This is a genomic window from Neorhizobium phenanthreniclasticum, from assembly GCF_040066075.1.
Taxonomy (GTDB): Bacteria; Pseudomonadota; Alphaproteobacteria; order Rhizobiales; family Rhizobiaceae; genus Neorhizobium; species Neorhizobium petrolearium.
The window spans coordinates 96,163-121,212 of the sequence record NZ_JBEAAL010000005.1 but is presented as its reverse complement, the minus strand read 5'-3'; the positions used below and the strand labels follow the sequence as shown (position 1 = coordinate 121,212).

Annotated in this window: 23 protein-coding genes; 13 read left to right on the top strand and 10 right to left on the bottom strand. The window is 60.3% G+C overall.

The window, feature by feature from the left end; translation table 11 throughout:
* Positions 1-6: 6 nt before the first annotated feature.
* Positions 7-1,452, bottom strand: a complete 1,446-nt coding sequence (locus tag ABK249_RS09495; RefSeq protein ID WP_348862705.1) for a hypothetical protein — start codon at positions 1,450-1,452, stop codon at positions 7-9.
* Between the two features lie 239 nt (positions 1,453-1,691).
* Here ABK249_RS09495 and ABK249_RS09490 point away from each other — a divergent pair, with 239 nt between their 5' ends.
* The 5 genes from ABK249_RS09490 (at position 1,692) to prmB (ending at position 7,495) form a co-directional block, all read left to right on the top strand.
* Positions 1,692-2,306: a 50S ribosomal protein L25/general stress protein Ctc gene (locus ABK249_RS09490; protein WP_037148015.1), complete on the top strand. Its 615-nt coding sequence runs from the start codon at positions 1,692-1,694 to the stop codon at positions 2,304-2,306.
* A gap of 221 nt (positions 2,307-2,527) precedes the next feature.
* Positions 2,528-4,906 (top strand): EAL domain-containing protein, encoded by a 2,379-nt coding sequence (locus ABK249_RS09485; RefSeq protein ID WP_348862704.1) that lies wholly within the window; start codon positions 2,528-2,530, stop codon positions 4,904-4,906.
* 65 nt (positions 4,907-4,971) lie between these two features.
* Positions 4,972-5,697 (top strand): substrate-binding periplasmic protein, encoded by a 726-nt coding sequence (locus ABK249_RS09480; protein WP_348862703.1) that lies wholly within the window; start codon positions 4,972-4,974, stop codon positions 5,695-5,697.
* Positions 5,698-5,779: 82 nt separating this feature from the next.
* Positions 5,780-6,508: an aminoacyl-tRNA hydrolase gene (gene pth, locus ABK249_RS09475; protein ID WP_348862702.1), complete on the top strand. Its 729-nt coding sequence runs from the start codon at positions 5,780-5,782 to the stop codon at positions 6,506-6,508.
* Between the two features lie 45 nt (positions 6,509-6,553).
* Entirely contained in the window at positions 6,554-7,495 is a 942-nt protein-coding gene (prmB, locus tag ABK249_RS09470; protein ID WP_348862701.1) for a 50S ribosomal protein L3 N(5)-glutamine methyltransferase, read from the top strand.
* A 31-nt stretch (positions 7,496-7,526) separates the two neighbouring features.
* Here the strand turns inward: prmB and clpS are convergent, their stop codons facing one another.
* Positions 7,527-7,835, bottom strand: a complete 309-nt coding sequence (gene clpS / locus ABK249_RS09465; protein WP_037148023.1) for an ATP-dependent Clp protease adapter ClpS — start codon at positions 7,833-7,835, stop codon at positions 7,527-7,529.
* A gap of 180 nt (positions 7,836-8,015) precedes the next feature.
* Here clpS and ychF point away from each other — a divergent pair, with 180 nt between their 5' ends.
* From ychF to ABK249_RS09450, 3 genes are read left to right on the top strand one after another with little or no spacing between them, the layout of a single operon-like run.
* A complete protein-coding gene (gene ychF, locus ABK249_RS09460) occupies positions 8,016-9,119 on the top strand; it encodes a redox-regulated ATPase YchF (RefSeq protein ID WP_348862700.1) in 1,104 nt (367 codons plus the stop codon).
* Between the two features lie 20 nt (positions 9,120-9,139).
* The gene (locus ABK249_RS09455; RefSeq protein WP_348862699.1) at positions 9,140-9,610 is read left to right on the top strand and encodes a MaoC family dehydratase; all 471 of its coding nucleotides are present in this window, start codon (positions 9,140-9,142) and stop codon (positions 9,608-9,610) included.
* Positions 9,607-10,074: a MaoC family dehydratase gene (locus tag ABK249_RS09450; protein ID WP_348862698.1), complete on the top strand. Its 468-nt coding sequence runs from the start codon at positions 9,607-9,609 to the stop codon at positions 10,072-10,074. Before ABK249_RS09455 ends, ABK249_RS09450 begins: the two co-directional genes overlap by 4 nt.
* Positions 10,075-10,111: 37 nt before the next feature.
* Here the strand turns inward: ABK249_RS09450 and ABK249_RS09445 are convergent, their stop codons facing one another.
* The 4 genes from ABK249_RS09445 to petA all read right to left on the bottom strand — a co-directional run bounded on the left by ABK249_RS09445 (position 10,112) and on the right by petA (position 13,547).
* Positions 10,112-10,651, bottom strand: coding sequence for an adenine phosphoribosyltransferase (locus ABK249_RS09445; protein ID WP_037148030.1), 540 nt, complete (start codon positions 10,649-10,651; stop codon positions 10,112-10,114).
* A 115-nt stretch (positions 10,652-10,766) separates the two neighbouring features.
* A complete protein-coding gene (locus ABK249_RS09440) occupies positions 10,767-11,645 on the bottom strand; it encodes a cytochrome c1 (protein ID WP_227703253.1) in 879 nt (292 codons plus the stop codon).
* Between the two features lie 28 nt (positions 11,646-11,673).
* Positions 11,674-12,954 (bottom strand): cytochrome b, encoded by a 1,281-nt coding sequence (locus tag ABK249_RS09435; protein WP_037148034.1) that lies wholly within the window; start codon positions 12,952-12,954, stop codon positions 11,674-11,676.
* Between the two features lie 14 nt (positions 12,955-12,968).
* The gene (gene petA / locus ABK249_RS09430; RefSeq protein ID WP_227703254.1) at positions 12,969-13,547 is read right to left on the bottom strand and encodes a ubiquinol-cytochrome c reductase iron-sulfur subunit; all 579 of its coding nucleotides are present in this window, start codon (positions 13,545-13,547) and stop codon (positions 12,969-12,971) included.
* 387 nt (positions 13,548-13,934) lie between these two features.
* Between petA and ABK249_RS09425 the strand changes: the two genes are divergently transcribed.
* Positions 13,935-14,885, top strand: a complete 951-nt coding sequence (locus ABK249_RS09425; RefSeq protein WP_348862696.1) for an endonuclease/exonuclease/phosphatase family protein — start codon at positions 13,935-13,937, stop codon at positions 14,883-14,885.
* A gap of 2 nt (positions 14,886-14,887) precedes the next feature.
* Here ABK249_RS09425 and ABK249_RS09420 read toward each other — a convergent pair whose 3' ends face one another.
* Both ABK249_RS09420 and ABK249_RS09415 read right to left on the bottom strand, forming a co-directional pair.
* Complete coding sequence (locus ABK249_RS09420; RefSeq protein ID WP_348862695.1) at positions 14,888-16,750, bottom strand: ABC transporter ATP-binding protein; 1,863 nt, start codon at positions 16,748-16,750, stop codon at positions 14,888-14,890.
* A gap of 114 nt (positions 16,751-16,864) precedes the next feature.
* A complete protein-coding gene (locus ABK249_RS09415) occupies positions 16,865-18,718 on the bottom strand; it encodes an ABC transporter ATP-binding protein (RefSeq protein ID WP_348862694.1) in 1,854 nt (617 codons plus the stop codon).
* A 384-nt stretch (positions 18,719-19,102) separates the two neighbouring features.
* On the opposite strand from ABK249_RS09415, the gene ABK249_RS09410 reads away from it, so the two are divergent.
* Both ABK249_RS09410 and ABK249_RS09405 read left to right on the top strand, forming a co-directional pair.
* Positions 19,103-19,588: a tRNA (cytidine(34)-2'-O)-methyltransferase gene (locus ABK249_RS09410; RefSeq protein WP_348862693.1), complete on the top strand. Its 486-nt coding sequence runs from the start codon at positions 19,103-19,105 to the stop codon at positions 19,586-19,588.
* A gap of 124 nt (positions 19,589-19,712) precedes the next feature.
* Positions 19,713-21,365: a Na/Pi cotransporter family protein gene (locus ABK249_RS09405; protein ID WP_348862692.1), complete on the top strand. Its 1,653-nt coding sequence runs from the start codon at positions 19,713-19,715 to the stop codon at positions 21,363-21,365.
* Positions 21,366-21,376: 11 nt separating this feature from the next.
* Here ABK249_RS09405 and ABK249_RS09400 read toward each other — a convergent pair whose 3' ends face one another.
* The gene (locus ABK249_RS09400) at positions 21,377-22,603 is read right to left on the bottom strand and encodes an MFS transporter (RefSeq protein ID WP_348862691.1); all 1,227 of its coding nucleotides are present in this window, start codon (positions 22,601-22,603) and stop codon (positions 21,377-21,379) included.
* The gene (locus ABK249_RS09395) at positions 22,603-23,172 is read right to left on the bottom strand and encodes an NADPH-dependent FMN reductase (RefSeq protein ID WP_348862689.1); all 570 of its coding nucleotides are present in this window, start codon (positions 23,170-23,172) and stop codon (positions 22,603-22,605) included. Before ABK249_RS09395 ends, ABK249_RS09400 begins: the two co-directional genes overlap by 1 nt.
* 77 nt (positions 23,173-23,249) lie before the next feature.
* On the opposite strand from ABK249_RS09395, the gene soxR reads away from it, so the two are divergent.
* Together soxR and ABK249_RS09385 are read left to right on the top strand one after the other, a co-directional pair.
* Positions 23,250-23,708: a redox-sensitive transcriptional activator SoxR gene (soxR, locus tag ABK249_RS09390; RefSeq protein WP_348862771.1), complete on the top strand. Its 459-nt coding sequence runs from the start codon at positions 23,250-23,252 to the stop codon at positions 23,706-23,708.
* 117 nt (positions 23,709-23,825) lie between these two features.
* Entirely contained in the window at positions 23,826-24,980 is a 1,155-nt protein-coding gene (locus tag ABK249_RS09385; RefSeq protein ID WP_348862688.1) for a hypothetical protein, read from the top strand.
* The last annotated feature ends 70 nt before the right edge of the window (positions 24,981-25,050 follow it).

Here is a 25,050-nt window from a genome sequence, read left to right as displayed (position 1 = left end):
TCGGCCTTACTGGATCACTTGCCCGTTGACGCTGAGTGCCTTCCCGTCCTCGAATCTGATATCCCAACGCAGCCGTCCGTCCGGCTCCGTTTTCGCCATGCCTTTTGCCATCATGATGGCGAAGGAAACCTGGTTGAACTGCGGATCAACCTTGGCAGCCCCCTGGAAATACTGGATCAATCTGTCGATATCGCGGGCGAGGATCGAGGTTTCGAGATTGTAGCGATCCTTCTGGTCCGGGTAGCCGCTGATCTCGCCTGACGCCTCGACATCGTAGAGCGACGATCTGGCAATGATTTTCGGAAAATCGATCGTCAGCTGGCCGTCATCGAGGATCGCCTTGCCCAGACGCTCGCTTTCTGCCTCCGGCAATGGTCCAGGCTTCGACAGATCCATCTCCATCAAGGTATCCACAAAGCGCGTGAAATTGAGAGCGGCGATCCCGACTTCCATCTCGGCCATATCAGGCACCAGCCGAGCATAGACTTCCGGGACAAGACCGGACGGTGTGGAAATCTTCTCCACGCCGAGACCGACGCCGATGCGCGTCGCCTCGGAGGGCTCCGTCATCGTCAGGGTATAGTTGAGCTTATCGACCCCGATATCACCGACCTGACTTGCCACGGTGAACTTGTTGAACGCGATTTTCTCCGAAAGCGATGTGAAGAACGGCATCGCACTGCGGATGAGTTCCTTCAACTCTGCGATCTCGGCTTCCGAGGGCCGTTCATCCTTGACCAGTTCCAGCATGAACGAGACGAGTTTCTGGATATTCTGCGCGACCACGCCTTCGACGCCGACGTCGAAATCGAGGCTCTCGGCGCGTATCTGCACCGGAGGCGCCTGTGGAGTGGCGATCCGCTCGTAGAACCTCGAAAACGACCCTGTGCCGTGAAAATCCGTAGCTCCGGCGGTCGCGCTATTCGTCGCCCCGAGGGAGTAGTTCATGCCCGCGAAGCTTGCTTCGATCTCTTCCGTTCCGCTTTTCGACACCATGCGGATCGGACCGGATGTCGCCTCGCCCGAACGCAGATAGCTGATTGCCGGATCGAAAATGCCGGAAAACACGGCGTCCGTGACGGAATAGGTCAGGCTGGTCGGCTTCCCATCAGGCGCCCTGCCCTGCACGGAGAAATTCATGTTGCTGTCGCTGTTCAGCTTCCACTGCCCATTATTGAGTGGCGCCGCGAAGAGCGTGAACGGCGTCAGGCCCGAGACCGTGAAATTCTTCTTGTCGATCGTCTCGATAAGCCTGGCGATGTCGTAGGTGACCTCGTAACGGTCACCGGCCGGCCTCACAGTCAGAAAGCCGCTGCTGCGCGCGGAATCCGGCAGGAAATGGCTCAGATTGTCCTTGAGCATGCGGGCGCCCCGATCGTCGATCTCCGCCGCTTGCACGGAATAGATCGAAAATGCCGCTACCAAACCGGTCGCGATCAAGGTTCTTTTCATGCACAGCCCTTCCCGTGTTCAATCACAGGCCAATTTGGAAGATGGGTTCGGGAAGTCAAGTTGAACCAGCGCCTTTCCGGGCTGAAAAGCTTGCACTCCAAACCCTGTTGTATTATAGCCCGCCGGTCCGCGTAGACACCCTTGGAGGCAACGCGGATGAAGTGCACCTCGTGCCTTCGGTTTGACGCAGCGGCCAGCGCTTGCGGAAAACTCTCCAAACAACCTCGAAAGGACATGCCATGAGCCACGCATCTTACGAGCTCAAGGCCGAGGCGCGCGAACGGGTAGGTAAGGGGTCCTCCCGTGAACTTCGCCGCAACGGTTTCATTCCCGCTGTCATCTATGGTGACAAGCAGGCCCCCCTCGCGATCGCACTCTCGACCAATGAAGTGACGAAGCGCATCCATGCCGGCGGTTTCATGACCACCATTGCAACGATCGATGTCAACGGCCAGAAGATCCAGGTCCTGCCGAAAGACTACCAGCTCGATCCGGTCCGTGATTTCACCATGCACGTGGATTTCCTGCGCGTCTCCGGCGACACGGACGTCACCGTCGAAGTGCCGGTTCACTTCGTCAACGAAGAGAAGTCCGCAGTCAAGATCGGCGGCGTTCTCAACATCGTTCGTCACGCGGTCGAATTCCATTGCCCGGCAAACGCCATCCCGGAATTCATCACGGTTGACCTCACCGGCGCCAAGATCGGCGACAGCATCCATATTTCCGCCGTCACCCTGCCGAAGGGTGTGCGCCCGGTCATCGCCGATCGCGATTTCACCATCGCGACCATCGTTGCTCCGGCCGGCGGCGTTGAGGAAGCCCAGGAAGAAACGCCTGCTTCCGAAGCTGAATAAGCAAATCAAAGCAGAATGTTTGATCTCGAAACCCGCCTTCGCGAGAAGGCGGGTTTTCTATTGGCCACAGAACACAATGTCGCAACGCTATTTCCGCAATTCTTTCAAATCTTGGCATATTCGTTTCAGTGAAGTTTAATGAATGCGTGAAACTATGCTCACTGCTTCAGCATGAGGGGACAATCCGGCATCAACCGGAAGATATATTGCAGGGAAGACGGATGAGTCGTTCCGTTGAGAGCCGTTTTATCGCGATCATTTCTGGCGCGCTTCTGGTCGTCGTCGCACCGCTGTTCACGCTGTTCCTGGCGCTTTCCTCGCAACAGGCTGCCGTAAACCTCAGCGAGCACGTCAATCTCGTGCTGGTCACCAATTCCCAGGCGCTCGGCAAGCCGCTCTGGGAGCTCGATACGGATAGCATCCACCAGATCGCATCCATGCTGGTGGCCGACCCTGCCATTCAGGGGGTGCAGATCAACGACAGCACGGGCAAGCTGAATATTTCCGAAGTGGATGTGAATCCCGCTGATTTCCGCGGTCTGAAATCGATCTCCGAGCCTATCGTCTACAAGTCGCCGCAGGGCATGCGGGATGTCGGCAATATTACCGTCTATGTGCCCGAACTCGGATGGTTCTCGGCACTACACCAGATGGAAATGGCCTTCATCTCCATCTTCATCATCGCCATTCTGACGGTTTTCGGCGTGGCGATCCTCGGCAACCGCGTAATGGTGATCAAGCCCCTGCTGCGGCTGACGGCCGCGATCGAGGCGACACGGCGGCTAGGCTCGCGCCACCACGTCGACTGGCGCTCGAACGACGAGATGGGGCGCCTGGCGAAAAGTTTCAACGAGATGCAGACGCTGCTGGAACGCGAGGAACGCGAGCTCAAGCGGGCACATCAGCAGACGACGGAAATCTATAACCTGACGCCGGCCATGCTGTTTTCGCTCACTCCCCGCGATCAGATCGCAGCGGTCAGCGATTACTGGCTTCTTGCCACCGGCTATAGCCGCGAGGACGTCATCGGCCGCCCATTCTCGGATCTCGTCGATTTTGCAGATCGGGAGACCTATCGGCAGCGGAAGGCACAGGGGAAATCAAACGGTCCGGCGAGGGAAGTCACCGTCCGCTTCCTTTGCGCCGATGGCCGCCTGATGGACGTGCTGATTGTCGAAACGGAACTGGGCGCTGCGGGAGCCAGCATGCCCGGTTCGCTCAGCGTCATGACCGATGTTACCGAACTCAAGCAGTCGGAACTGCGCAATCATCAGCAGGCGATCTCCGACCATCTGACCGGGCTTCTGAACCGCCAGGGTTTCGAAGCCATGCTCGACCGGAAGATCAGCGAAGCGGACAGGACCAGGACGGAAGTCGCCTGTCTTTTTGTCGACCTCGACCGCTTTAAGGCAATCAACGACAACCTCGGACACGCAGCCGGAGACAGCGTTCTTTGCCAGTTCGTCGAGCGGACGCGCCCCCTGCTGCGCCATACGGACAGCGCCTCGCGCCTCGGGGGCGACGAGTTCGCCATACTGATCGCTGGCGAAAGCACCGAACGCCGCGCGACCGAGCTTGCCCAGAAGATTGTCGATACGTTCGAGGTGCCTTTCCGCATCCAGGGCACCGGCGTGCGGCTCAGCGCCAGCATCGGCCTCGCCTTCTACCCCAGCCACGCCGCCAGTGCTGCCGAACTTCTGCAAAAATCGGACATGGCCATGTATGCCCGCAAACGCGACGGCAAGAACGGGGCACAGGTCTACGACCCCGCAATCCTCGACCAGACGCGTGAACGGGCGGAGATCGAGAGCGACATTGAGGTCGCCATCGCCGCAAGCTGGTTCGAGGCACATTTCCAGCCGATCGTCGATATCGACACCGGCATTCCTTCCGGCTTCGAGGCCCTCATGCGCATGCGCCATCCGCGCAAGGGGCTGATGTCACCGGCCGGCATCATCAGCGTTGCCGAGGAAACCGGCTCGATCAGTCAGATCGGCAACCTCATCCTTGAAGACGCGATGGCCAACCTCGCGCGCGTCTCTCGTCTCCCCGGCATGGAAGAAGCATATGTCGCCGTGAATTTCTCGCCGCTGCAATTCGAGCCCGGTTTGCTGGCGCGACTGACAGGCCTGCTTGGTCATTACGGCATGCAACCGTCGCGCCTTGTGATAGAGATCACCGAAGCGGTGTTGATGCACGACAACCCCGAAATCCGCACCATACTCAACGAGCTTCATCAATTCGGCTGCCTTATTGCACTTGACGATTTTGGCACCGGCTATTCGTCACTGAGCTATATGAGCCGTTTCCCGGTCGATGTCGTCAAGATCGACCAGTCTTTCGTCCGTTCGCTCACCGACAAGGCGGATGATATCGGCAGCAAGAACCGGATGCTGATCGAAGGCATCAGCGCCATTTCCCATAAGATGAACTGCAAGGTCGTCGCCGAAGGCGTCGAAACCGAAGAACAGCGCGCCTTGCTCAGACAGATGGGCATCGATTATGCCCAGGGCTATCTCTTTTCGAAGCCCCGGGAAATTTCCGAACTGCTCTCGGCCCTATCAGCCCGGCAATCCGACGCAAGGTTCATGGCAGGTTAGCGGCCAGCGCCTTCCGGACGAGATGCTGGGTCAGAAATGGCTACATGCTTGCCTGGAGGGAAAAGATGAAGACTGCATCGCTGCTTCTTGCCGGTCTCAGCCTCGCGCCGGCTGCCATTGCCCAACAACCGATCATGTTTTCGACCGAATCCTATCCGCCGTTCGGCTATCGGGAGCCGGACGGCACTTATCGTGGCGCCGGCGTCGACCAGATCGAGATCATCATGCATGGCGTCGAAACGCCTTTCGTGATGGAGATCATGCCCTGGGCCCGCGCCATCATGCTTGCCGAGACGCAGCCCATGCACTGTGTCTTCGCTGCCGCCCGCACGCCGGAGCGCGAGCCTCGTTTCAAATGGGTGATGCCGCTCTTCATCGACCGCAACATTCTCATCCGGCATATCGGCTCCAAGGTCGATGCCAACACGATCGAGGAAGCCAGGCAATATGCGGTCGGCACCCATAGGGGAGACTATACGGAAGCTCTGTTGAGGAACTCCGGCTTTCCCCGGATCGACCTGAGTGCCGACTTCGATACCACGCTCCGAAAACTGCTCGGTGACCGCATCGACATGATGCCGATGTCGCAAGGCGTCTACGAGAAACTGAAAGCGGAAGGAACGCCGATCGAGCAGGTCATGATCTTTTCCGAACAGCGTCTGGGCATAGCCTGCAACAAGGACGTTCCGGACGAACTGATATCGAAGATGCAGGCAAACCTCGACGAGATGATCAGGAACGGCGCTCAGGACGCCATATTCAGGCGCTACGGCATCGATGAACCGCAATAGACGACGTGGCTCACGGAAACAGGTTGACTTTGCCGGCGTTTCGCGTTGGTGAAGGCGATCAGCGCAGAACGGATTTCTCCATATGCTTATCATCGCAGGTCTCGGCAATCCCGGCTCCAGATATGCGGGCAACCGCCACAATATCGGCTTCATGGCTGTCGACGCGATCCAGCGGCGACCCGGATTCTCGCCCTGGTCGAAAAAATTCAAGGCGGAGATTTCCGAAGGCGAGCTGGGTGGCGAGAGAGTCTTGCTGATGAAACCGCAGACCTTCATGAACCTCTCCGGCGAGGCGGTCGGCGAAGCCATGCGCTTCTACAAGCTCGGCCCGCAAAATGTCGTCGCCATCTATGACGAACTCGACCTGCCGCCCGGCAAGGCCCGCATCAAGACGGGCGGCGGCCATGGCGGCCACAATGGAATCAAATCGCTGGATGCCCATCTGGGCAAGGATTATCGCCGCCTGCGTCTCGGCATCGGTCATCCCGGGGCCAAGGAGCTCGTGCACAACCACGTGCTCGGCGATTTCGCCAAGGTCGACCAGACCTGGGTCACCCCCCTCCTCGACGCGGTGGCCGACAATGTCGAGATGCTGGTGAGGCAAGAGGATTCGCAGCTCATGAACAAGCTGGCGCTCGCGATCGGCGGCAAGCCGGACGAGGAAAAGCCGAAAGCTGAAAAATCGCCGCAACCAAAACCTGTTGGTAAATCGCACATCCACCAGGCACGCGGCGGCGCAAAACCGAATATCCCGACCACCGGCCCCATGGCCGAGATGCTGAAGAAGATGTTCGGCAGCAAGGGTGAGTGAGGGGTTACGAGCCCCCAATGCAAGACGGAAACTGAAAAGCACCAGATGATTAACGCTCTCGACACGGATAACATAGCTGCCGAACTGGTCACGCTGCGCGACTACTGGCGCTATGCGATCTCCCGCTTCAACGCGGCGAACCTGAGCTTCGGCCACGGCACGACGACAGCCGGCGACGATGCCGCTTTCCTGATCCTCGACTCCCTCGACCTGCCGATCGATGCGCTCGATCCTTTTCTCGATGCGCGCCTGCTCCCGTCGGAGCGCAAGCTGCTGGCCGAACGCATCGAGACGCGCGTAACCACCAGAAAGCCCTCTTCCTATCTGACCGGTCGCGCCTACATCCAGGGCGTTCGCTTTCATGTCGATGAACGGGTCATCGTGCCCCGCTCCCATATCGGTGAAATCCTGTTCACTGAATATCTCGGCGAGAACGGCTCCTCCTTCCTGCCCGATCCACTGAGCGTCGAAAGCGCCGTCGACATCTGCACGGGGTCTGGATGCCTCGCGGTGCTTGCCGCGAAATTTTTTCCGAACGCGGAAGTGGATGCCGTCGACCTCTCCTTCGATGCGCTGCAAGTCGCCGCGCTCAATCTCGCGGAACACAATGTCGAGGATCAGGTGACCCTTCATCAGGGCGACCTCTTCGCACCACTCGGAAAGAAGAAATACGACCTGATCATCACCAACCCGCCCTATGTCGATCACGAGGCGATGGCAGCATTTCCGGAGGAGTTTCAGGCCGAGCCGGCCATGGCCTTCGACGGCGGTGAAGACGGGCTCGACATCGTCCGCAGCCTGCTGGCGGAAGCGCCGAAACACCTCAATCCCGATGGCGGCATGATCTGCGAGATCGGCTCCGGTCGTGAAATCCTGGAAGAGGAATTTCCCGATCTCGACTTCCTGTGGCTGGAAACCGCCGAATCCCAGGATGCGGTTTTCTGGATCACGGCCGAATCGCTCGGCGTCAGGGCGAAGAAGAAATAGGCAAGCACGCCCCTCGCCGTCGCAAGCCCGTTTATTCTTCGGGCTCGGTCGTGAACATCAGCGGAAAGCCGGCCTCCTTGGCGAGGTCCATCGCTTCCTTGGACTTGGTCTCGGCAATATCCCTGGCGCAGACCACGACCACGGAAGTGCCCAGGCGGTGGGCGGTCAGCATCACGCGGTAGCCGGTCTCCTCGCTCATGCGGAACACGGCCTTCAGCACCATGATGACGAATTCGCGCGGCGTATAGTCGTCGTTCACCAGAATGACCTTGTAGAGCTTCGGCCGCTCCAGCTTGGGCTTGGTGATCGTCTTTGGTTTGAGGATGATGTCTTCGGCCATCGGCTTCTCCTGATGACACGGGCCTCTGCCAAGGCATACGGCTATATTGCACCGCACCCGGAATATTTCAAGCAACCGCGGCGTGATCGAATGTTCTATTGCCGCCGAACCCTTGACCCGGCACGCCCATTCCCCCATAGCCACAGCAACGAAAATTTCATAGATACAGGGTCCGGACCCATGGGTTTCAAATGCGGTATCGTGGGCCTGCCGAATGTCGGCAAGTCCACGCTCTTCAATGCGCTCACCAAGACGGCCGCGGCGCAGGCGGCCAATTATCCCTTCTGCACGATCGAACCGAACACCGGTGAAGTGGCGGTTCCCGATCCGCGCATGCAGAAGCTTGCGGCCGTGGCAGGCTCCAAGGAAATCATCCCGACCCGCATCTCCTTCGTGGACATCGCCGGCCTGGTGCGCGGCGCGTCCAAGGGTGAGGGCCTCGGCAACAAGTTCCTGGCCAATATCCGCGAAGTCGATGCGGTGGTGCATGTGCTGCGCTGCTTCGAGGACGACGACATCACCCATGTCGAAGGACGCATAAATCCGGTCGGAGATGCCGACACGATCGAGACCGAACTGATGCTCGCCGATCTGGAGAGCCTTGAGCGCCGCATCGAGCAGACCCGCAAGCGCGCCACCGGCAAGGACAAGGATTCCATGGCGCAACTGCCGGTGATGGAAGCCGTGATCAAGCTTCTGAACGACGGCAAGCCCGCCCGGCTGCTCCTGAAGTCCCTTTCAACCGAGGAGGTCGGCATCCTGAAGGATCTCAACCTTCTGACCTCGCATCCGGTTCTTTACGTCTGCAACGTCGCGGAGGCAGACGCCTCGACGGGCAACAAGCACACCGAAGCCGTCGCCGCCATGGCAAAGGAACAGGGCGCCGAATGCGTGATCATCTCGGCTGCGATCGAGTCCGAGGTCGCGCAGCTTCCGGAAGACGAGGCGAAGGAGTTCCTGTCTGCTCTTGGGCTTGAAGAAGCGGGCCTCGACCGCCTCATCCGCGCCGGGTACCACCTCCTCGACCTGATCACCTATTTCACCGTCGGCCCAAAGGAAACCCGCGCCTGGACGATCGTACGCGGCACCAAGGCACCTGCCGCCGCCGGTGTTATCCATACCGACTTCGAGCGTGGCTTCATCCGCGCCTTCACCATCGCCTATGACGACTATATCGCCTATGGTGGCGAGGTGGGCGCCAAGGAGGCCGGCAAGGCGCGCGACGAAGGCAAGGAATACGTCGTGCAGGATGGCGACGTCATCCACTTCCGCTTCAACACCTGACCTGGGAGGCGGAGGCGCCGATGATGGAGGAACGGTATTTCTTCGAGGATTTCGCTGAGGGCCGCGTTTTCCCGCTCGCGACGAAACGGGTGACGGCCGAAGAGATCATCGAATTCGCAGCCGAGTTCGATCCTCAACCCATGCATCTCGACGAGGCGGCGGGCAAAGCCAGCATCCTCGGCGGTCTGTCGGCCTCCGGCTGGCATACGGCGAGCATGTTCATGCGCATGATGTTCGACGGCTGGCTGTCGCGCTCGTCGTCGGAAGGGTCGCCCGGCATCGAATTCATGCAATGGAAGAAGCCGGTACTGGCCGGCTACACACTTTCCGGCCGTTCCACGGTGCTCGAATCCCGCCCTCTCCGCTCCCGCCCCGGCATCGGCCTTGTGAAATTCCTGCACGAGGTGGAGAACCAGCACGGCGAGGTGGTGATGCGCGGCGAAAACCCGATCATGATGCGGCTCCGCGAGGCACAGGAGAACGCGGCGTGAGACTGATCGAACTCTCCCCGCCGGGCCGCAAGATCATCACCGGCACCCTCGCCTTCACCGCCGAGGATATCATCCGCTTTGCAAAGAAATTCGATCCGCAACCCTTCCACGTCGATGCGGAGGCGGCAAGGGATTACGTCTTCGGCGGTCTCTGTGCATCCGGGTGGCATACCTGCGCCGGCTGGATGAAGACCTACATCGCCTATTGGACGAAGGAAGCAGCGCGCCTCGAAAGCGAGGGGATCTCTCCGCCCAAACTCGGCCCCTCTGCCGGTTTCAAGAAGCTGCAGTGGCTAAAGCCCGTCTATGCCGGCGACAGCATCACCTATTCCATTTCCGTGACGGAAAGCCGCCCGCTCGCCTCGCGCCCCGGCACCTGGATCAACATGACTGTCAATGACGGCGTGAACCAGCATGGCGACGTCGTGATGCGGTATGAAGGCACTGTACTGGAATTCGACTAGGCGCTTATGCCGGCAGGCGCCTTCGCCTGCCCAATTCTCAATGGCCGGCGAATTCCACCAGCGTTCGGACCTCAACCCCAAGCGCTTCGAGTTTCTTGCGGCCGCCAAGATCCGGCAGGTCGATGACGAAACAAGCCGAGACGATCTCCGCGCCCAGCTGCCTGAGCAGCCTGACTGCGCCTTCTGCCGTACCGCCTGTGGCAATCAGATCGTCGGTCAGGATCACCTTCTCGCCGGGCTTCAGCGCATCGACATGCATCTCCATTTCGTCCGTGCCGTATTCGAGACTGTAGGCCATCCGCACGGTCTCATGCGGCAGCTTGCCCTTCTTGCGGATCGGCACGAAGCCCGCTGAGAGTTGATGCGCCAGCGCGCCGCCTAGGATGAAGCCGCGCGCCTCGATGCCGGCGATCTTGTCGACGCCCAGGCCGACATAGGGTTTCACAAGCTCATCGACTGCCTGGCGGAAAGCAACGGCATCCCCCAGCAGCGTGGTGATATCGCGGAAAATGATACCGGGTTTCGGATAATCCGGAATAGACCGGATGGAGAGAGCGAGATCGGTTTTGAAAGACATGGGAGCCCGGAAGGATTGGTGAGACCACGAGGAATGAGCCTATCAAGTCGCGCCCATTCACCCAACAAAAAAGGCGACCGAAGTCGCCTTCCTATTGGCTTCTGAAACCGAAGTTTCAGTGTTCCTTGTTGGCGTAGACCGACTTTTTCGTCAGGTAGATCAGGCCGGTGAAGATCACCAAGAAAACCATGACCATGAAACCGGTCCGCTTGCGCTCTTCGAGATGCGGCTCGGCTGCCCACATCAGGAAAGCGGAAACATCCTTGGCATACTGGTCGACCGTCTGCGGCGTCCCGTCGTCATAGCTCACCTGGTCGTCGCTGATAGGCGGAGCCATGGCGAGAGAGGCCGAGGCAACGAAATACGGGTTGTAATGCGTACCTTCCGGAACCTCGACACCTGCCGGCGGGTCCTGGTAGCCGGTGATCAGCGAGTAGATATAATCGGGCCCGCCTTCCTGGTACTGGGTGAAGATGTCGAAGATGAACTGCGGGAAGCCGCGGGTGATACCGCGCGCCTTTGCAAGCAGCGACATGTCCGGCGGAGCGGCACCGTTGTTGGACGCTGCTGCGGCCTGCTCGTTCGGATAGGGCGGCGGGAAATTGTCCGAAGGCAGCGCCTTGCGGGCGAACATCTCGCCATCGTCGTTCGGCCCGTCCTGCACCTCGTAATTTCCGGCGAAGGCCTTCACCTGCGCCTCCGAATAGCCGAGGTCCTCGAGCGTACGGAAGGAGACGAGCTTCATCGAATGGCAGGCGGAACAGACCTCGGTGTAGACCTTCAGGCCCCGCTGAAGCTGGCCCTTGTCGTAGTGGCCGAACGGGCCTGCAAAGCTCCAGTCGACATGCTTCGGATGATTGATCGGATAATGCGGCGTACCGCCTTCCGCATGCTCCGCACCGGCTTCGCCACCGCTTTCCTGCGCCACTGCCGAAGCGACGCCGAGACCTGCCATGAAGGCCAGCGACACGAGGCTTGCAACAAGCTTTTTCATTTTTTTAATCCCTCTCGGTCGCGAGCTGTCAGACGCTAGCTGTGGCTGTGGCAGCGGCGGACTTGCCGTTCTTTTCCAACACGGCTTCCGTGATGGAGTTCGGAATCCGTCGCGGGGTCTCGAACAGGCCGAGCAGCGGCATGATCACAAGGAAGAAGCCGAAGTAGTAGAGCGTGCCGAGCTGCGACATGACGACGAAGATGCCCTCGGCGGGTTGAGCGCCGAGCCAGCCGAGCATGATGCAGTCGGCGACGAACAGCCAGAAGAACAGCTTGTACCATGGGCGGTAGACGGCAGAGCGAACCTTCGAGGTGTCGAGCCAGGGCAGGAAGAACAGGACGATGATCGAACCGAACATCACCAGAACACCGCCGAGCTTCGAGTCGATCGGGCCGACATTGAAGGTGATGGCGCGCAACATCGCGTAGAACGGCAGGTAGTACCATTCCGGGACGATATGAGCAGGCGTCTTCAGCGGATTGGCCGGGATATAGTTGTCCGGGTGGCCGAGATAGTTCGGCATGTAGAAGATGAACCAGGCATAGACGATCAGGAATACCGATACGCCGAGCGCGTCCTTCAGCGTCGCATAGGGCGTGAAGGCGACGGTATCCGTCTTGGATTTCACCTCGACGCCGGTCGGGTTGGTCTGGCCGGTGACATGCAGGGCCCATACGTGCAGGACGACGACGCCGGCGATCATGAAGGGCAAGAGATAGTGCAGCGAGAAGAAGCGGTTGAGCGTCGGCTGGTCGACGGCGAAGCCGCCGAGCAGGAATGTCTGAATCCACTCGCCCACCAGCGGAAAGGCCGAGAAGAAGCCGGTGATGACGGTGGCGCCCCAGAAGGACATCTGACCCCAGGGAAGCACATAGCCCATGAAGCCGGTCGCCATCATCAGGAGGTAGATCACCACGCCGAGGATCCAGAGGATTTCGCGCGGCGCCTTGTAGGAGCCGTAATAGAGGCCGCGGGCAATATGGAGGTAGACGGCGATAAAGAAGAACGACGCGCCGTTCGCGTGCATGTAGCGCAGCAGCCAGCCGTGATTCACGTCGCGCATGATCTTTTCGACGGAGTCGAAGGCGACGCCGGTCGACGCGGCGTAATGCATGGCAAGCACCACGCCGGTGAGGATCTGCACCACGAGCATGACCGACAGCATGGCGCCGAAGGTGTAGGCGTAATTCAGGTTCCGGGGAACGGGATAGGAGACAAAGCTATCATGGACCATGCGCGGCAGCGGAAGCCGCGAATCGATCCACTTCTCGATGCCGGTCGATGGCTGGTATGTGGAATGACCGCTCATAGGTATGAATCCCCTCACCCGATCGTAATCACTGTGTCGGACGTAAATGTGAAAGTCGGAATGGCGAGGTTCTGTGGCGCCGGGCCCTTACGGATACGGCCGGCCGTATCGTAATGCGAGCCATGGCAAGGACAGAACCATCCGCCGAAATCGCCGGCCTGGCCGAGCGGCACGCAGCCGAGATGCGTGCAGGAACCGATCATGACGATCCAGTTCTCCTTGCCCTCGCCGGCCGACCGGTCGATGTCTTTCGCTTCGGCATCAGCCGGAAGGTTGGCATTGCGGGCGACCGGGTCCTTGAGGTCGGAGAGCGGAACCGCATTCGCCTCTTCCACTTCCTGCTGCGTCCGGTTGCGAATGAAGACCGGCTTGCCCCGCCACTTGACGGTCAGCGACATGCCGGGCTCCAGAGCTCCGACATTCACTTCGATCGAGGCGAGCGCCAGCGTGGAAGCGTCCGGCCGCATCTGATCGATGAACGGCCAGGCAACCGAAACCGCACCGACGACGCCGGCCATGCCAGTCGTCAGGTAAAGGAAATCACGGCGAGTGGGCTCGCCCAGTGTTTCGCTATGTGTGTCGTGCTCGCTCACGGCTCAATCTTCCTTCTCACGCAATTCGCGAAATCGCATAGCCCTGGCCGGCGAATCTCATCTGAACACAATTCCAACACAGATTCCCCGGCAATCCGGCGCCTTCTATGCTTGATCGCAAAATATGTCCAGCCTTGGCAAGGGCCTGAGGCCAGTTTATCGCAGGAAAACCTGGGGCTTTCCAATCCGCAAGAAACGTGGCTGTGGAGAGCCTCGCAAGCGAGACGAAAATCCGGCACTTGGCCCCGCGAAGGCAGGTGGCAACATAAAAAACGCGGAAATCCAGCGTCCAGCGTTAACCGCATCGCGGGATGCCGCATTGCAACAAACCAGGCCTCGTGATAGGCCGGGCGCACGACAAGAGGCGGCCGTTCCGGACAGACCTGAATGAGACAAGCAATATCGGTTGCCATCTGCGTCATCGTGTCGCTTGTGCTTGCCGCGATCGGCACCCGTTACATCCATCCCCATTGGATTCTGGCCACGCTTTACAGCCTGCAGCTGCACGCGGCGGCAATGTGTGTCCTCGCGATGCTTATTGCCCTTGTCGTGAAACGGCACTTCCTCGTCTGGCTGCTTTTTGCTGCAGCATTGCTCTTCACGGGCCATGCCGTGCTGATCAGTCGCGAGTTCGCAGAGCCGATGACCGCGTCCGACGCCGCTGCGCCGACCTTCCGGCTAATGTCCTTCAACATCCTCAACGACAATTATGAAAATACGGAAAATATCACCCGCACGATCCTGTCGTCGGGTGCTGATCTGGTGAATATCATGGAGGCGGCGCCGCTGCGCGTTCATATGAATGAACTGGCGCAAACCTATCCCTACCGGATCGGATGCGGCATCCTCATCCAGGATTGCGACCAGCTGATGCTGTCCAAGGTGCCGATTGAGTCGCCTCAGGTGCGGACGCTCAGCGATATCTTCCCGGAACGTTTCATCCTGGCGAAGGTCACCGTCGCGGGCCGGACGATCAATTTTGTCGGCATCCATACGACCAAGCCCTATTTCGACAATTTCCACTCGCTCGAACTGAACCGGGCCGCCCTGGCAATTGCCGAAACGACCGGTCCCCTGCTTCTTTCGGGTGATTTCAATGCATCGAGCCTGGCGCCGAACATGCGCCGTTTTCTGCGCATCACGAAACTCAAGACCGGGGGATGGGAACCGCCCACCTGGCCGATCAGAGCCGGCAGGCTCGGCGTGCCGATCGACCACGTCTATGTTCGGGCGCCGTTGAAGATAAAGTCGGTGACACAGATTCCCGATGCACATGGCTCGAACCATTACGGGCTCATAGCCGAAATCGCCATCACCGGCGCCGGCAGCGGGGATTAGACCTATTGCGCCGCGTCGGCGGCAAGGAAACCGCCGGACTGCCTCGCCCAGAGCTCGGCATAGAGCCCGCCTCGCGCAATCAGTTCGTCATGGCTGCCTTCCTCGATGATCCGGCCTTCGTCCATGACGATGAGTCGGTCGAGGGCGGCGATGGTGGAGAGCCTGTGGGCGATCGCCATGACGGTCTTGCCCTGCATCAACCGTTCGAGATTGGACTGGATCGCAGCTTCCACTTCGGAATCGAGCGCCGAGGTCGCCTCGTCCAGCACCAGGATGGGCGCATCCTTGAGCATGACGCGGGCGATTGCGATGCGCTGACGCTGGCCGCCCGACAACTTGACACCCCGCTCGCCCACATGTGCATCGAAACCCTTGCGGCCACGCTGATCTTCAAGCGCAGCGATGAATTTATCGGCTTCTGCCTTGCTTGCGGCGTCGAGCAATTGCGCTTCCGTCGCATCCGGTCGACCGAACAGGATATTGTCGCGGATTGAGCGATGCAGCAGCGATGTATCCTGCGTCACCATGCCGATCCGGGCGCGCAGGGATTCCTGTGTGACCTCTGAAATATCCTGACCGTCGATCAGGATGCGCCCGCCTTCAAGGTCGTAGAAGCGCAACAGCAGGTTGACGAGCGTCGACTTGCCAGCCCCCGAGCGCCCGATGATGCCGATTTTCTCGCCCGGCCGGATGGTGAGGGAGAGATTGTCGATCACGCCCCCCTTCCTGCCATAGTGGAAGCTGACGTTTTCGAAACGGATCTCCGGCCGCTTGACGACAAGTTCGGCCGCGTTCGGCGCATCCACAAGCCCGATCGGCTGCGAAATAAGCTCGGTGGCGTTTTGCACCGTTCCGAAATTGCGCATGATGCCGTTGAATTGCGTCATGAGTCTTCCGAGCAGGAAGTTGAGACGCAGCACTAGCGCCAAAGTGAAGGCCACGGCGCCCGCGCTGATTTTGCCTGAAAGCCACAGGTGAATGCAGAGCGCGGCCATGCTGGTAATCATCACGCCGGACAGAAGCGCCATCGAGGCCCGCACTCCGGTGATGAAGCGCGTGAACATGATCAGCGTGCGCTGATAGATATCGAAGCCCTCGCGCATATAGCGGTCATTGGCTTCGTCGCGACCGAAGAGACGCAGCGTCTGGATATTGCTATAGGCGTCGACCATGCGCCCATTCAGCATCGAGGCCGCTTCGGCCGTTTCGCGGGAATGATAACGGATGCGCGGAACGAAATAGCGGGCGAGCAGCGAAAAGATGAACACCCAGAGGCAAACGACCACGGCCAGCCGCCAGTCCAGGCCGCCGACGAGCAACAGCATGGAAACCGAATAGATGCAGACGAACCAGACGCTTTCCATCAGCGACGTCACCAGATCGCCGACGGCCTGACCGCCGGACCAGACCTTGGTGACGATCCGCCCGGAAAAATCGTTCTGGAAGAACGTCAGCGATTGCCGTGCGACATGCAGATAGGACTGCCAACGCACGAGGTTGTAAAACCCGGGCGTTATGATCTGCTGATCCGTCAACGCCGTCAGAAGCGTGACCAGGAAACGGACGACGCCGATCAGCACAAGCATGCCGAACAGCTCGGCTCCGTGCTGTGCAAGCAATCCATGCCATCCGTCGCCGGGCTTCACTGTCGCAAGAATATCGACGAGACGGCCCACGAACCAGAACAACGCAGCCTCGATCGCAGCGGTAAGACCGCCCAGAACGAGCATGACCAGGAATGGAGCCTTGGCCTGCGAGATGTAGAACCAGATGAAGGCGAATACGTCCTCAGGCGGCTTGAGATCGTCCCGCCTGTCAAATGGTTTGATCCAGTTCTCGAACGTGCGGAACAGCCAGCTTGTCATAGCTCGGATATAGGCGGTTTCCCGCAACCGGCAAAGCAAAAGCAGCCGATGACCGGCTTACATTTTTTTAATGTCGGCTGCCCCTTTGAGATGAACAATCGAAACGGCGGCGGATTACTCCGCCGCCTCTTCTTCCGGCACCTCATGGCCGATGAACCCACCCGACTGGCGATTCCAGAGGTCGGCATAGATGCCGCCGGACGCGACCAGCTCCTGATGCGTGCCGGTCTCGATGATCCGGCCCCGATCAAGCACGATAAGCCGGTCCATCTCGGTGAGCGTCGACAGCCGGTGGGCGATCGCGATCACCGTCTTGCCCTGCATCAGGGCGAAGAGGTTTTCCTGGATCGCCGCTTCCACTTCGCTGTCGAGCGCCGAAGTCGCCTCGTCGAGCACCAGGATCGGCGCGTCCTTCAGGAAGACGCGGGCAATCGCGATGCGCTGCCGCTGGCCGCCAGAGAGCTTCACACCGCGTTCGCCGACATGCGCGTCGAGACCCTTGCGTCCCTGCATGTCCACGAGCCCTTCGATGAAGTCCCAGGCGTTCGCCCGCTTTGCCGCCTCGATCACCTCCGCATCGCTCGCCTCCGGCTTGCCATAGGCAATGTTGTCGCGGATCGACCGGTGCAGGAGCGAAGTATCCTGCGTGACCACCCCGATCAGCGCGCGCAGGCTGTCCTGCGTCACTGTCGAAATATCCCGGCCGTCGATGGTGATGCGGCCGCCCTCCAGATCGTAGAAACGCAGGAGAAGGTTCATCAGTGTCGTCTTTCCGGCACCGGAGCGCCCGACAAGACCGACCTTCTGACCAGCCGGGATGTCGAGACTGAGGTCGTCGATAACGCCCTTCGTCTTGCCGTAGTGGAAGCGGATGTTCTCGTAGCGGATATGCCCCTTCTTCGCGGCGAGCCCAGCAGCATCCGGCCGATCCACCACATCATGCGGCTTGGTCATCATCGCCATGCCGTCATAGACCGTGCCGATATTCTCGAACAAGGCCGAGACTTCCCACATGATCCACTGCGACATACCGTTGATGCGCATCGTGAGGCCGATGGCGATCGCGATGGCGCCGGTCGAAATCGCACTCGCCAACCAGAACCAGATGGACATGCCCGCGACAACAAAGAGCGCCACGCAGTTGATGAGGTAGACCAGCACCTGGAAATTGGTGACCTTGCGCATCTGCCGGTGCACCGTCTCCAGAAAGCTGTTCATCGCATCCTTGGCGTAGCCCTCCTCGCGACCGGCATGGGAAAACAGCTTGACCGTGGCGATATTGGTGTAGCTGTCGACCACGCGGCCGGTCATGAGCGAGCGGGCATCCGCCTGCTCGGCCGAAATCGTCCTCAGCCGCGGCACGTAATAGGCCACGATCGCGGCATAGAGGATCATCCAGACGACCAGCGGGATGACGAGCCGCCAGTCGGCATTGGCAACGACCACGATCATTGAGATGAAGTAGACCGCGACGTACACAAAGACGTCGAGCACCTTCATCACCGTCTCGCGAATGGCGAGCGACGTCTGCATCACCTTGGTGGAGACGCGGCCTGCAAACTCGTTGGCGAAGAACGTCATCGAATGCCGCAGCAGGAAGCGATGCATCTGCCAGCGGGCGATCATCGGAAAATTGCCCATCAGGATCTGGTGCATGATGAGCGCGTTGAGACTCGCCACGACCGGCAGACCGATCAGCACGACGAGCCCCATCATCAGCAGCCGCGGCCATTCGGTCGCGAGGAAGGTCTCGCGATCGGCAGTTGACAGCCAGTCGACGATATCGCCGAGGAACTGGAAGAGCGCCACTTCCCCGACGGCAATCAACGTCGTGAGGATGGACATCAGGACCAGCCACGGCCAGACCGGCTTTGTGTAATGCCAGAGAAAGGCGACAAGGCCGGAGGGCGGCAGCGCGGGCGTTTCGTCCGGATAGGGATTGATACGCCGTTCGAACCACGAGAACATGGAAATAGCTCCGTAAATCGGATGACCGGCCTGCCCTGCGCGCACAATGCGAACCTTGGGCCGGACGGCGAAAATTCAAGACAGCATGGCCGCGTGTCGGCCACGTAATGGATCAGAAAGGGAAGAGTTTGCGTGAAACCGCGAAACGCCTAAGCCAGATGCGAAATGTTCTGGCAGCGGAGGCGCGAGAGCACGGTCATATCCATGTAGGCCTCCTGGGATTGGCGTTAAGATGCGCGGTCTTTCTAACCGTTTGCGAGCGAATTGAAAAGGCCAAATCGACGCGAAAACATGCTTGAGGCTTTCCTGTTGCCCGATCGTCACAGCCATGGCGCGTATCGAAAAAGCTTGAGGCAGCCCTCGTCTTTCCCGTAAAGACCGGCCATGAACGACACTTCCAACGCTATACCTCCCAGGCTTCGGATCGCCCTCTACCAGCCCGACATCCCCGGCAATACGGGTACGATCCTCAGGCTTGCCGCCTGCTTGGGCCTCAGCGTCGATATCATCGAGCCAGCCGGCTTCGATATTTCCGACCGCAACCTGAAGCGCTCCGGCATGGACTATCTGGCAAGCGTCGCCCTCACCCGCCACGTCAACTGGCAGCGCTTCGATGAATGGCGCCGCGAAGACGGCCGCCGTCTTGTGCTTGCTTCCAGGAAAGCCGCCCTGCCCTATACGCGCTTCGAATTCCGCCCGGACGACATCCTGCTCTTCGGCCGCGAAAGCGCCGGCGTGCCGGACCACGTACACGAAACGGCCGATGCCCGGATCCTGATCCCGATGATGGCAGGACAGCGCTCCATCAACGTCGCCATGTCCGCGGCAATGATTGCCGGTGAGGCGCTCAAGCAAACGTGCTGGAACTAAAACGGCCGATTTCCGGTAAGAAACTGTCGCGAGCGGCCCTGTGCACGGGCGTGCAAGCGACTTATATTCATTAGCCGGCAATTGAAAATCGCCACCCGTTCGCCTTTGAATGAGGAGCATTCGCGTGGAGTCCACCATCGTCATCATCAATCTCCTGGGTGCAGTCGCCTTGCTGCTCTTCGGTCTTGCACAGGTGAAGGATGGCGTGACGCGGGCTTTCGGCGCCCGGCTGAGGAGCAGTCTCGCCACCGGCACCCGCAGCGGTTTGCGCTCCTTCGTCTCGGGTCTTGCGGCCACGATTGCCCTGCAAAGTTCCACTGCCACCGCACTCACCGTCGCTTCTTTCGCCGAGCGCGACCTGATCCGCCCGCGCATGGCGCAAATCGTGCTGCTCGGTGCCAATATCGGAACAGCAATTACCGCCTGGCTGGTCGCGACAGGCATTGAATGGCTGTCGCCGCTGATCATCCTCATCGGCCTCGTCCTCCGTCGCGGCAACTCCGGCACGCGGCAGGGCGCCGGTACGGCGCTCATCGGTGTCGGCCTCATGCTGCTGTCGCTGCATCTGCTTGGGCTTGCGACCGAGCCCATGCGCCAGTCGCCGGCGCTTGCCGCTTTCATCGGCCTCCTCGACAATGCCTGGCCCGTCGCACTCATCGTCTCCGCAGCTCTTGCCTTTGTCTCCTCGTCCAGCCTCGCAACGATCGTGTTGATCCTGTCGCTCGCCTCGACGGCAATCCTCTCGACCGGTCTCGTCATCGTACTGGTTCTCGGCGCCAATCTCGGCGGCGCCGTCCCGCCGGTCATTGCCACGCTTTCCGGTCCCGCAGCAGCAAGGCGCATCACGCTCGGGAACCTGATCATTCGGGCCATCGGCTGTGCGATCGCTCTGCCGCTTGCCGGCTTTGGCGCCGACATCCTGCAATCCTTGCCGCTTTCGCCGCAAAAACTGCCGGTCGACGCCCACCTCGCCTTCAATATCCTGCTGGCGCTGATCGCTTGGCCTTTCTCAGGCCTGCTGTCGGACATGACCACACGTCTCGTCCCGGCCGATCCGGAGGTCGAAGACGGCCCACGCTTCCTCGATCCGCAGGCACTCGAAAATCCCGTCATGGCGCTCGCCAATGCCACGCGCGAAGTGCTCGGCGTCGGCGACGTGATCGAACGCATGCTGATCCGGGCGGAAAACGCCTTCAAGCACAACGACCTTGCCCCGCTTGCCGAGATTGCTGTCCTGGAGAAGCGCGTCGATCGCCTCCAGCAGGAGGTGAAGATCTACCTCTCGAAGCTCGGTCGCCAGGGCCTCGACGATGAGAGTGCGCGCCGGTCCATCGCCATTATCGACTATGCCATCAATCTCGAACATATCGGCGACATCATCGAGAAGGGAGTGTGCGAGCAGGTGAGCAAGAAGGTCACGAGCGGCCTGAAATTTTCCGACGACGGGTACCAGGAGCTGGAGAGCCTGTTCAACCTGACGATCGACAACCTGCGCACCGCCCAGACCATCATCGTGACGGGCGACTTCAATCTCGCCCGCCAGCTCATGGAGATCAAGGTGGACGTCCGCCGGCTGGAGAAGCGCTCCTCCGAGCGGCATCTGGAGCGTCTGCGGGACGGGAAGATGGAAAGTCTCCAGACCAGTTCCTTGCATCTCGACATGCTGCGCGACCTGAAGCGCATCAACGCCCATATCGTCTCGGTCGCCCACCCGATCCTCGATGACAGCGGCGTGCTGATCGAAAGCCGGCTGCGCTACGCCGAGCCACACAATTGAGGTTTTAGAAGTCATGAGCGGCCTCCTTCGGCTCTCAGTGGGATCCGCGGCGTAAGCCTCGCCGCCAAGGAAGCGAAAGCAGCAACCAGCATCGCGACGCCCGCCAAAGCATAGGTGGCTGCAAAGCCGTTCAAGCCGATGGCCGGCTGGGAAAGGATCGGCGACAGGAATTGGCCGCTGAAAATGCTTGCGACGAGCAGGCCCGATATCCGGCCTCTCAGGTGCGGCGGCGCGATCATCATCGCGGCGCCGGCAAAATTCGGCATGATCGTGCCCATGCCGATCCCCGAGACCGCCATCGCGAACAGGATGCCGTTATAACCTTCCGCAAAGGACAGCAGGACGAAGGCGGACCCCATCGATCCGAAAGCGAGCGCGAAAACGCCCATCACGCCGAAAGCCTGCCGGAACCGGGCAAAGACCAGCGAAGCGACGATGCCGACCAGTTGCCCGAGGCCGATCGCCATGCCGGCAAGACTGGGAGCTTCGAGCCCCATCGATTTCAGATAGAAGGGAAGCTGTGTCGGGATCATGTAAAAGCAGAGCATGTTGAAGATCGCCCCGGCAAGCAGGATCGCAAGCAGCATGACCCGACGCGGTCCGAGCCCATCCCGCGGCATCGCCGCCTGTCCCGCGACCGTGCGCACTGGTTCACGGATGAAGAGGAGTGCTGCCGGCAGGAGCAGGAAGGCCAGCGCATAGATCAGGAATGGCGCCCGCCAATGAAGCTCGGCGAGAAATCCGCCCCCGGTCAGGAAGATCGTGCCGCCGATGCCGACAAAGGCCTGCTGCAGGCCCATGTAGCGGTCTCGGGCGGGGCCCGCGAAGTAATCACCGACCAGCGCCGTGCCCGTCGTCATGATCCCTCCGACCGCGATGCCGAGGATTGCCCGGCCGATCAGCAGGCCTGTCAGGCTGTCGGCGACAAGCCCGGAGCAGCCGGCAAGCGCAAAGAACACAAGGCCAGCGACCAACATCGGCTTGCGGCCGTGACGGTCGATAACAAGACCTGCGATCGGCGAGAAGACGGCGATGAACAGTGCCGGCAGGGTCAGCACCAGCCGGCTGAGCAGTTCGACATTCGGCATGTCGGAAAAGCGTGCGGCAATGCCCGGCAACGAGGCGGAGATCGTCGCGCCCGACATGATCGTCAGCGTGCTGACCGAAAGCAGGGTCGCGTTACGGCCGAATTCTGACGCAGGCCGCACTGCCAAGGACGCATTCTTACGGGCGGGCATCACGCGACCTCCTCCAGAACCACCGTTTCCCGGCCGGCCTTGAGTGTCACCGCCCACCAGGAAAGCTGCTTTGCCAGGCGTTCAAGCTGACGGATCGTCCGCTCGGGATCGCGGACGTCGCCGTTTTCGTCAAAACGCTCGACGGCATGCGGGAAACTGAGGGTCTCGCGGATGGTAGCGGCACCGAGCTCGGCAAAGACCTGCCGCAACTGCTCGATCGCTCGCAGCCCGCCGGAAATGCCGCCGTAAGAGACGAAGGCGACCGGCTTTCCCCACCACGGCCGATAGAAGCTGTCGATCAGCTCCTTCAGCGCGGCTGTATAACCGTGGTTGTATTCCGGCGTCACGATGAGGAAGGCATCGGCACGGGCAAGATCGCGCGCGATCCGGCTTTCTGCTTCCGCCCTCACGATACGGGATTCCGCAATCAGATCGGCCGGATCGACAAGGACGATATCGGCGGCAACCATGTCCGGCAGACGGGCGAGAATCCAGTCGACGACCATATCGCAGAAACGGCCTTCGCGGGCGCTGCCATAGATCAGTGCCAGGGTGAATTTTGTCTTCATCAGACAATGCTCCCGGGTTTCGGTTCGAGGGAGCATCTGCTATAAAACCTCAAGTAATATTGAGGTCAATAGCGGTGATGAAGAAAAATCCGGACGGACGCATTCCCCTTGAGCTGACGGTCGGTGAAGTCGCCGAACGCAGTGGCGTGGCAGTCTCGACCTTGCATTTCTACGAGACCAAGGGGCTAATCAAAAGCTGGCGCAACCGCGGCAACCAGCGGCGTTATCCCCGCGTGGTGCTGCGCCGGGTCGCCGTCATCAAGGTGGCGCAGAGAACGGGTATTCCGCTTGCCGATATTGCCGCGGCCTTGTCCGTCCTGCCACACGACCGGCCGCTGACCGCGAAGGACTGGCAGCGCCTTTCGGAAACCTGGAAGCAGCAGCTCGACGCCCGGATCGCCAGCCTCACCGCGCTGCGCGACCAACTGACCGGCTGCATCGGCTGCGGCTGCCTGTCGATGCAGGACTGCCCGCTCAGGAATCCCCATGATGAGCTCGGCGAGAAAGGGGCAGGTCCGGTCCTGCTCGAGCCGTAAATGGAGCTCGAGAACCTTTTGTCGCAGCCTGAAATTGCGGTTGGCACTGCAGCATGTTTATGAGAAGCTCTACTTTGAATGCATATCACGAACGAACGGCAACCGGGCGAGGCCACCATGTTCCCTACCGCATTCACCCACAACCTGACGCAGTTTGCGCGAACTTTAAGCTTTCCCGAGCGTCTGCAGAAGACGCCGCTTCGCAATTTGTCGCTGGAGACGCTGCGGCAGCGAAACACGACGCTCGACTCCCTCTTCTATGACGTCAAGACCGTGACGCCGGAGGAAGCTTTCTACATCAGCGACTCGCTTGCGGCCGAGGGGGCGATCCTGATCGTCCCGCCGTCGGGCGGCGCGCCCCTGAAACTCTATGACACGCTCGACGAATTCATCCTCGACGGCGGGCTGGAAATCGACATCCTCGCCGTCGCGGGCGTCGGCAGTTCCGCCCTCGGTTCGGCTGCCTTTGCCCGCAATATTGCAGATGCCGCGGGCCGGTCTGCAGCCGTCGTCGTGTCAGGCTACGGTTTAGCCGATGTGGTGACGGAAGCGCTCGGCGGCCATTTCCTGTTTGGTTACTTGAACAACATCCGCCATTCATTTGAAATACTGGACGAATTCTCAGGAAGGCCTAAATTCGGGGCCGCGCCGTATCTCAGCGGTGAGCGACTGACCGGCAGTAGTCTCGACACGCAAACGGTCAGAGCCATGCTGGGCGATCCCCGTCTCTCCTTCCGCCTGCTGACCGGCCATTCGAAGGGCAACCTGGTGCTTTCCGAAGCGCTGTACGATCTTCAGAAAACCGATCGGCCGGCGGCGGAAAAGCTCGCGCGCCAGGCAAGGATCGTCACCTTCAGCGCCCGGATCGCCATGCCGCCGCTGTTTTCCGACGTTATCGACGTGATGGGCGAATGGGACTGGTTCGGCGAGATCAATTCCCGTGCTTTCATCTCGAATGACGAAGTGATCCCGCAAGCCTGGCATCACACCAATACGGATCTGCCGAACCATCTGCCGGTCACGGCTGTCCTTCGAGAGATTTTGGCTCGAATGGCGGCGGCGGACAGGAAGAAAACCGCAGACCCCGCTCAGCCGGAACAAGCGGTGTCGATCGAAGAACGGGCCGGCGCGGTCCAGCCGCCCGGTGCCCAAGAAACGCCGGAAGAGCCCCCGCCGGCAACTCCGGCCATGAATTCAACAGCGCGGCGTCCGGTTTCAACGCCGCACCGGACATCGCAGCAGAACCGGCGGACCCGTTCCAAGCCGAGCTGAGAACTGGTTTAGTCATATCTGTCAGGGAAATATCACGAGCAATCGGCACGCGCTGGTGCCCGATTTCCAG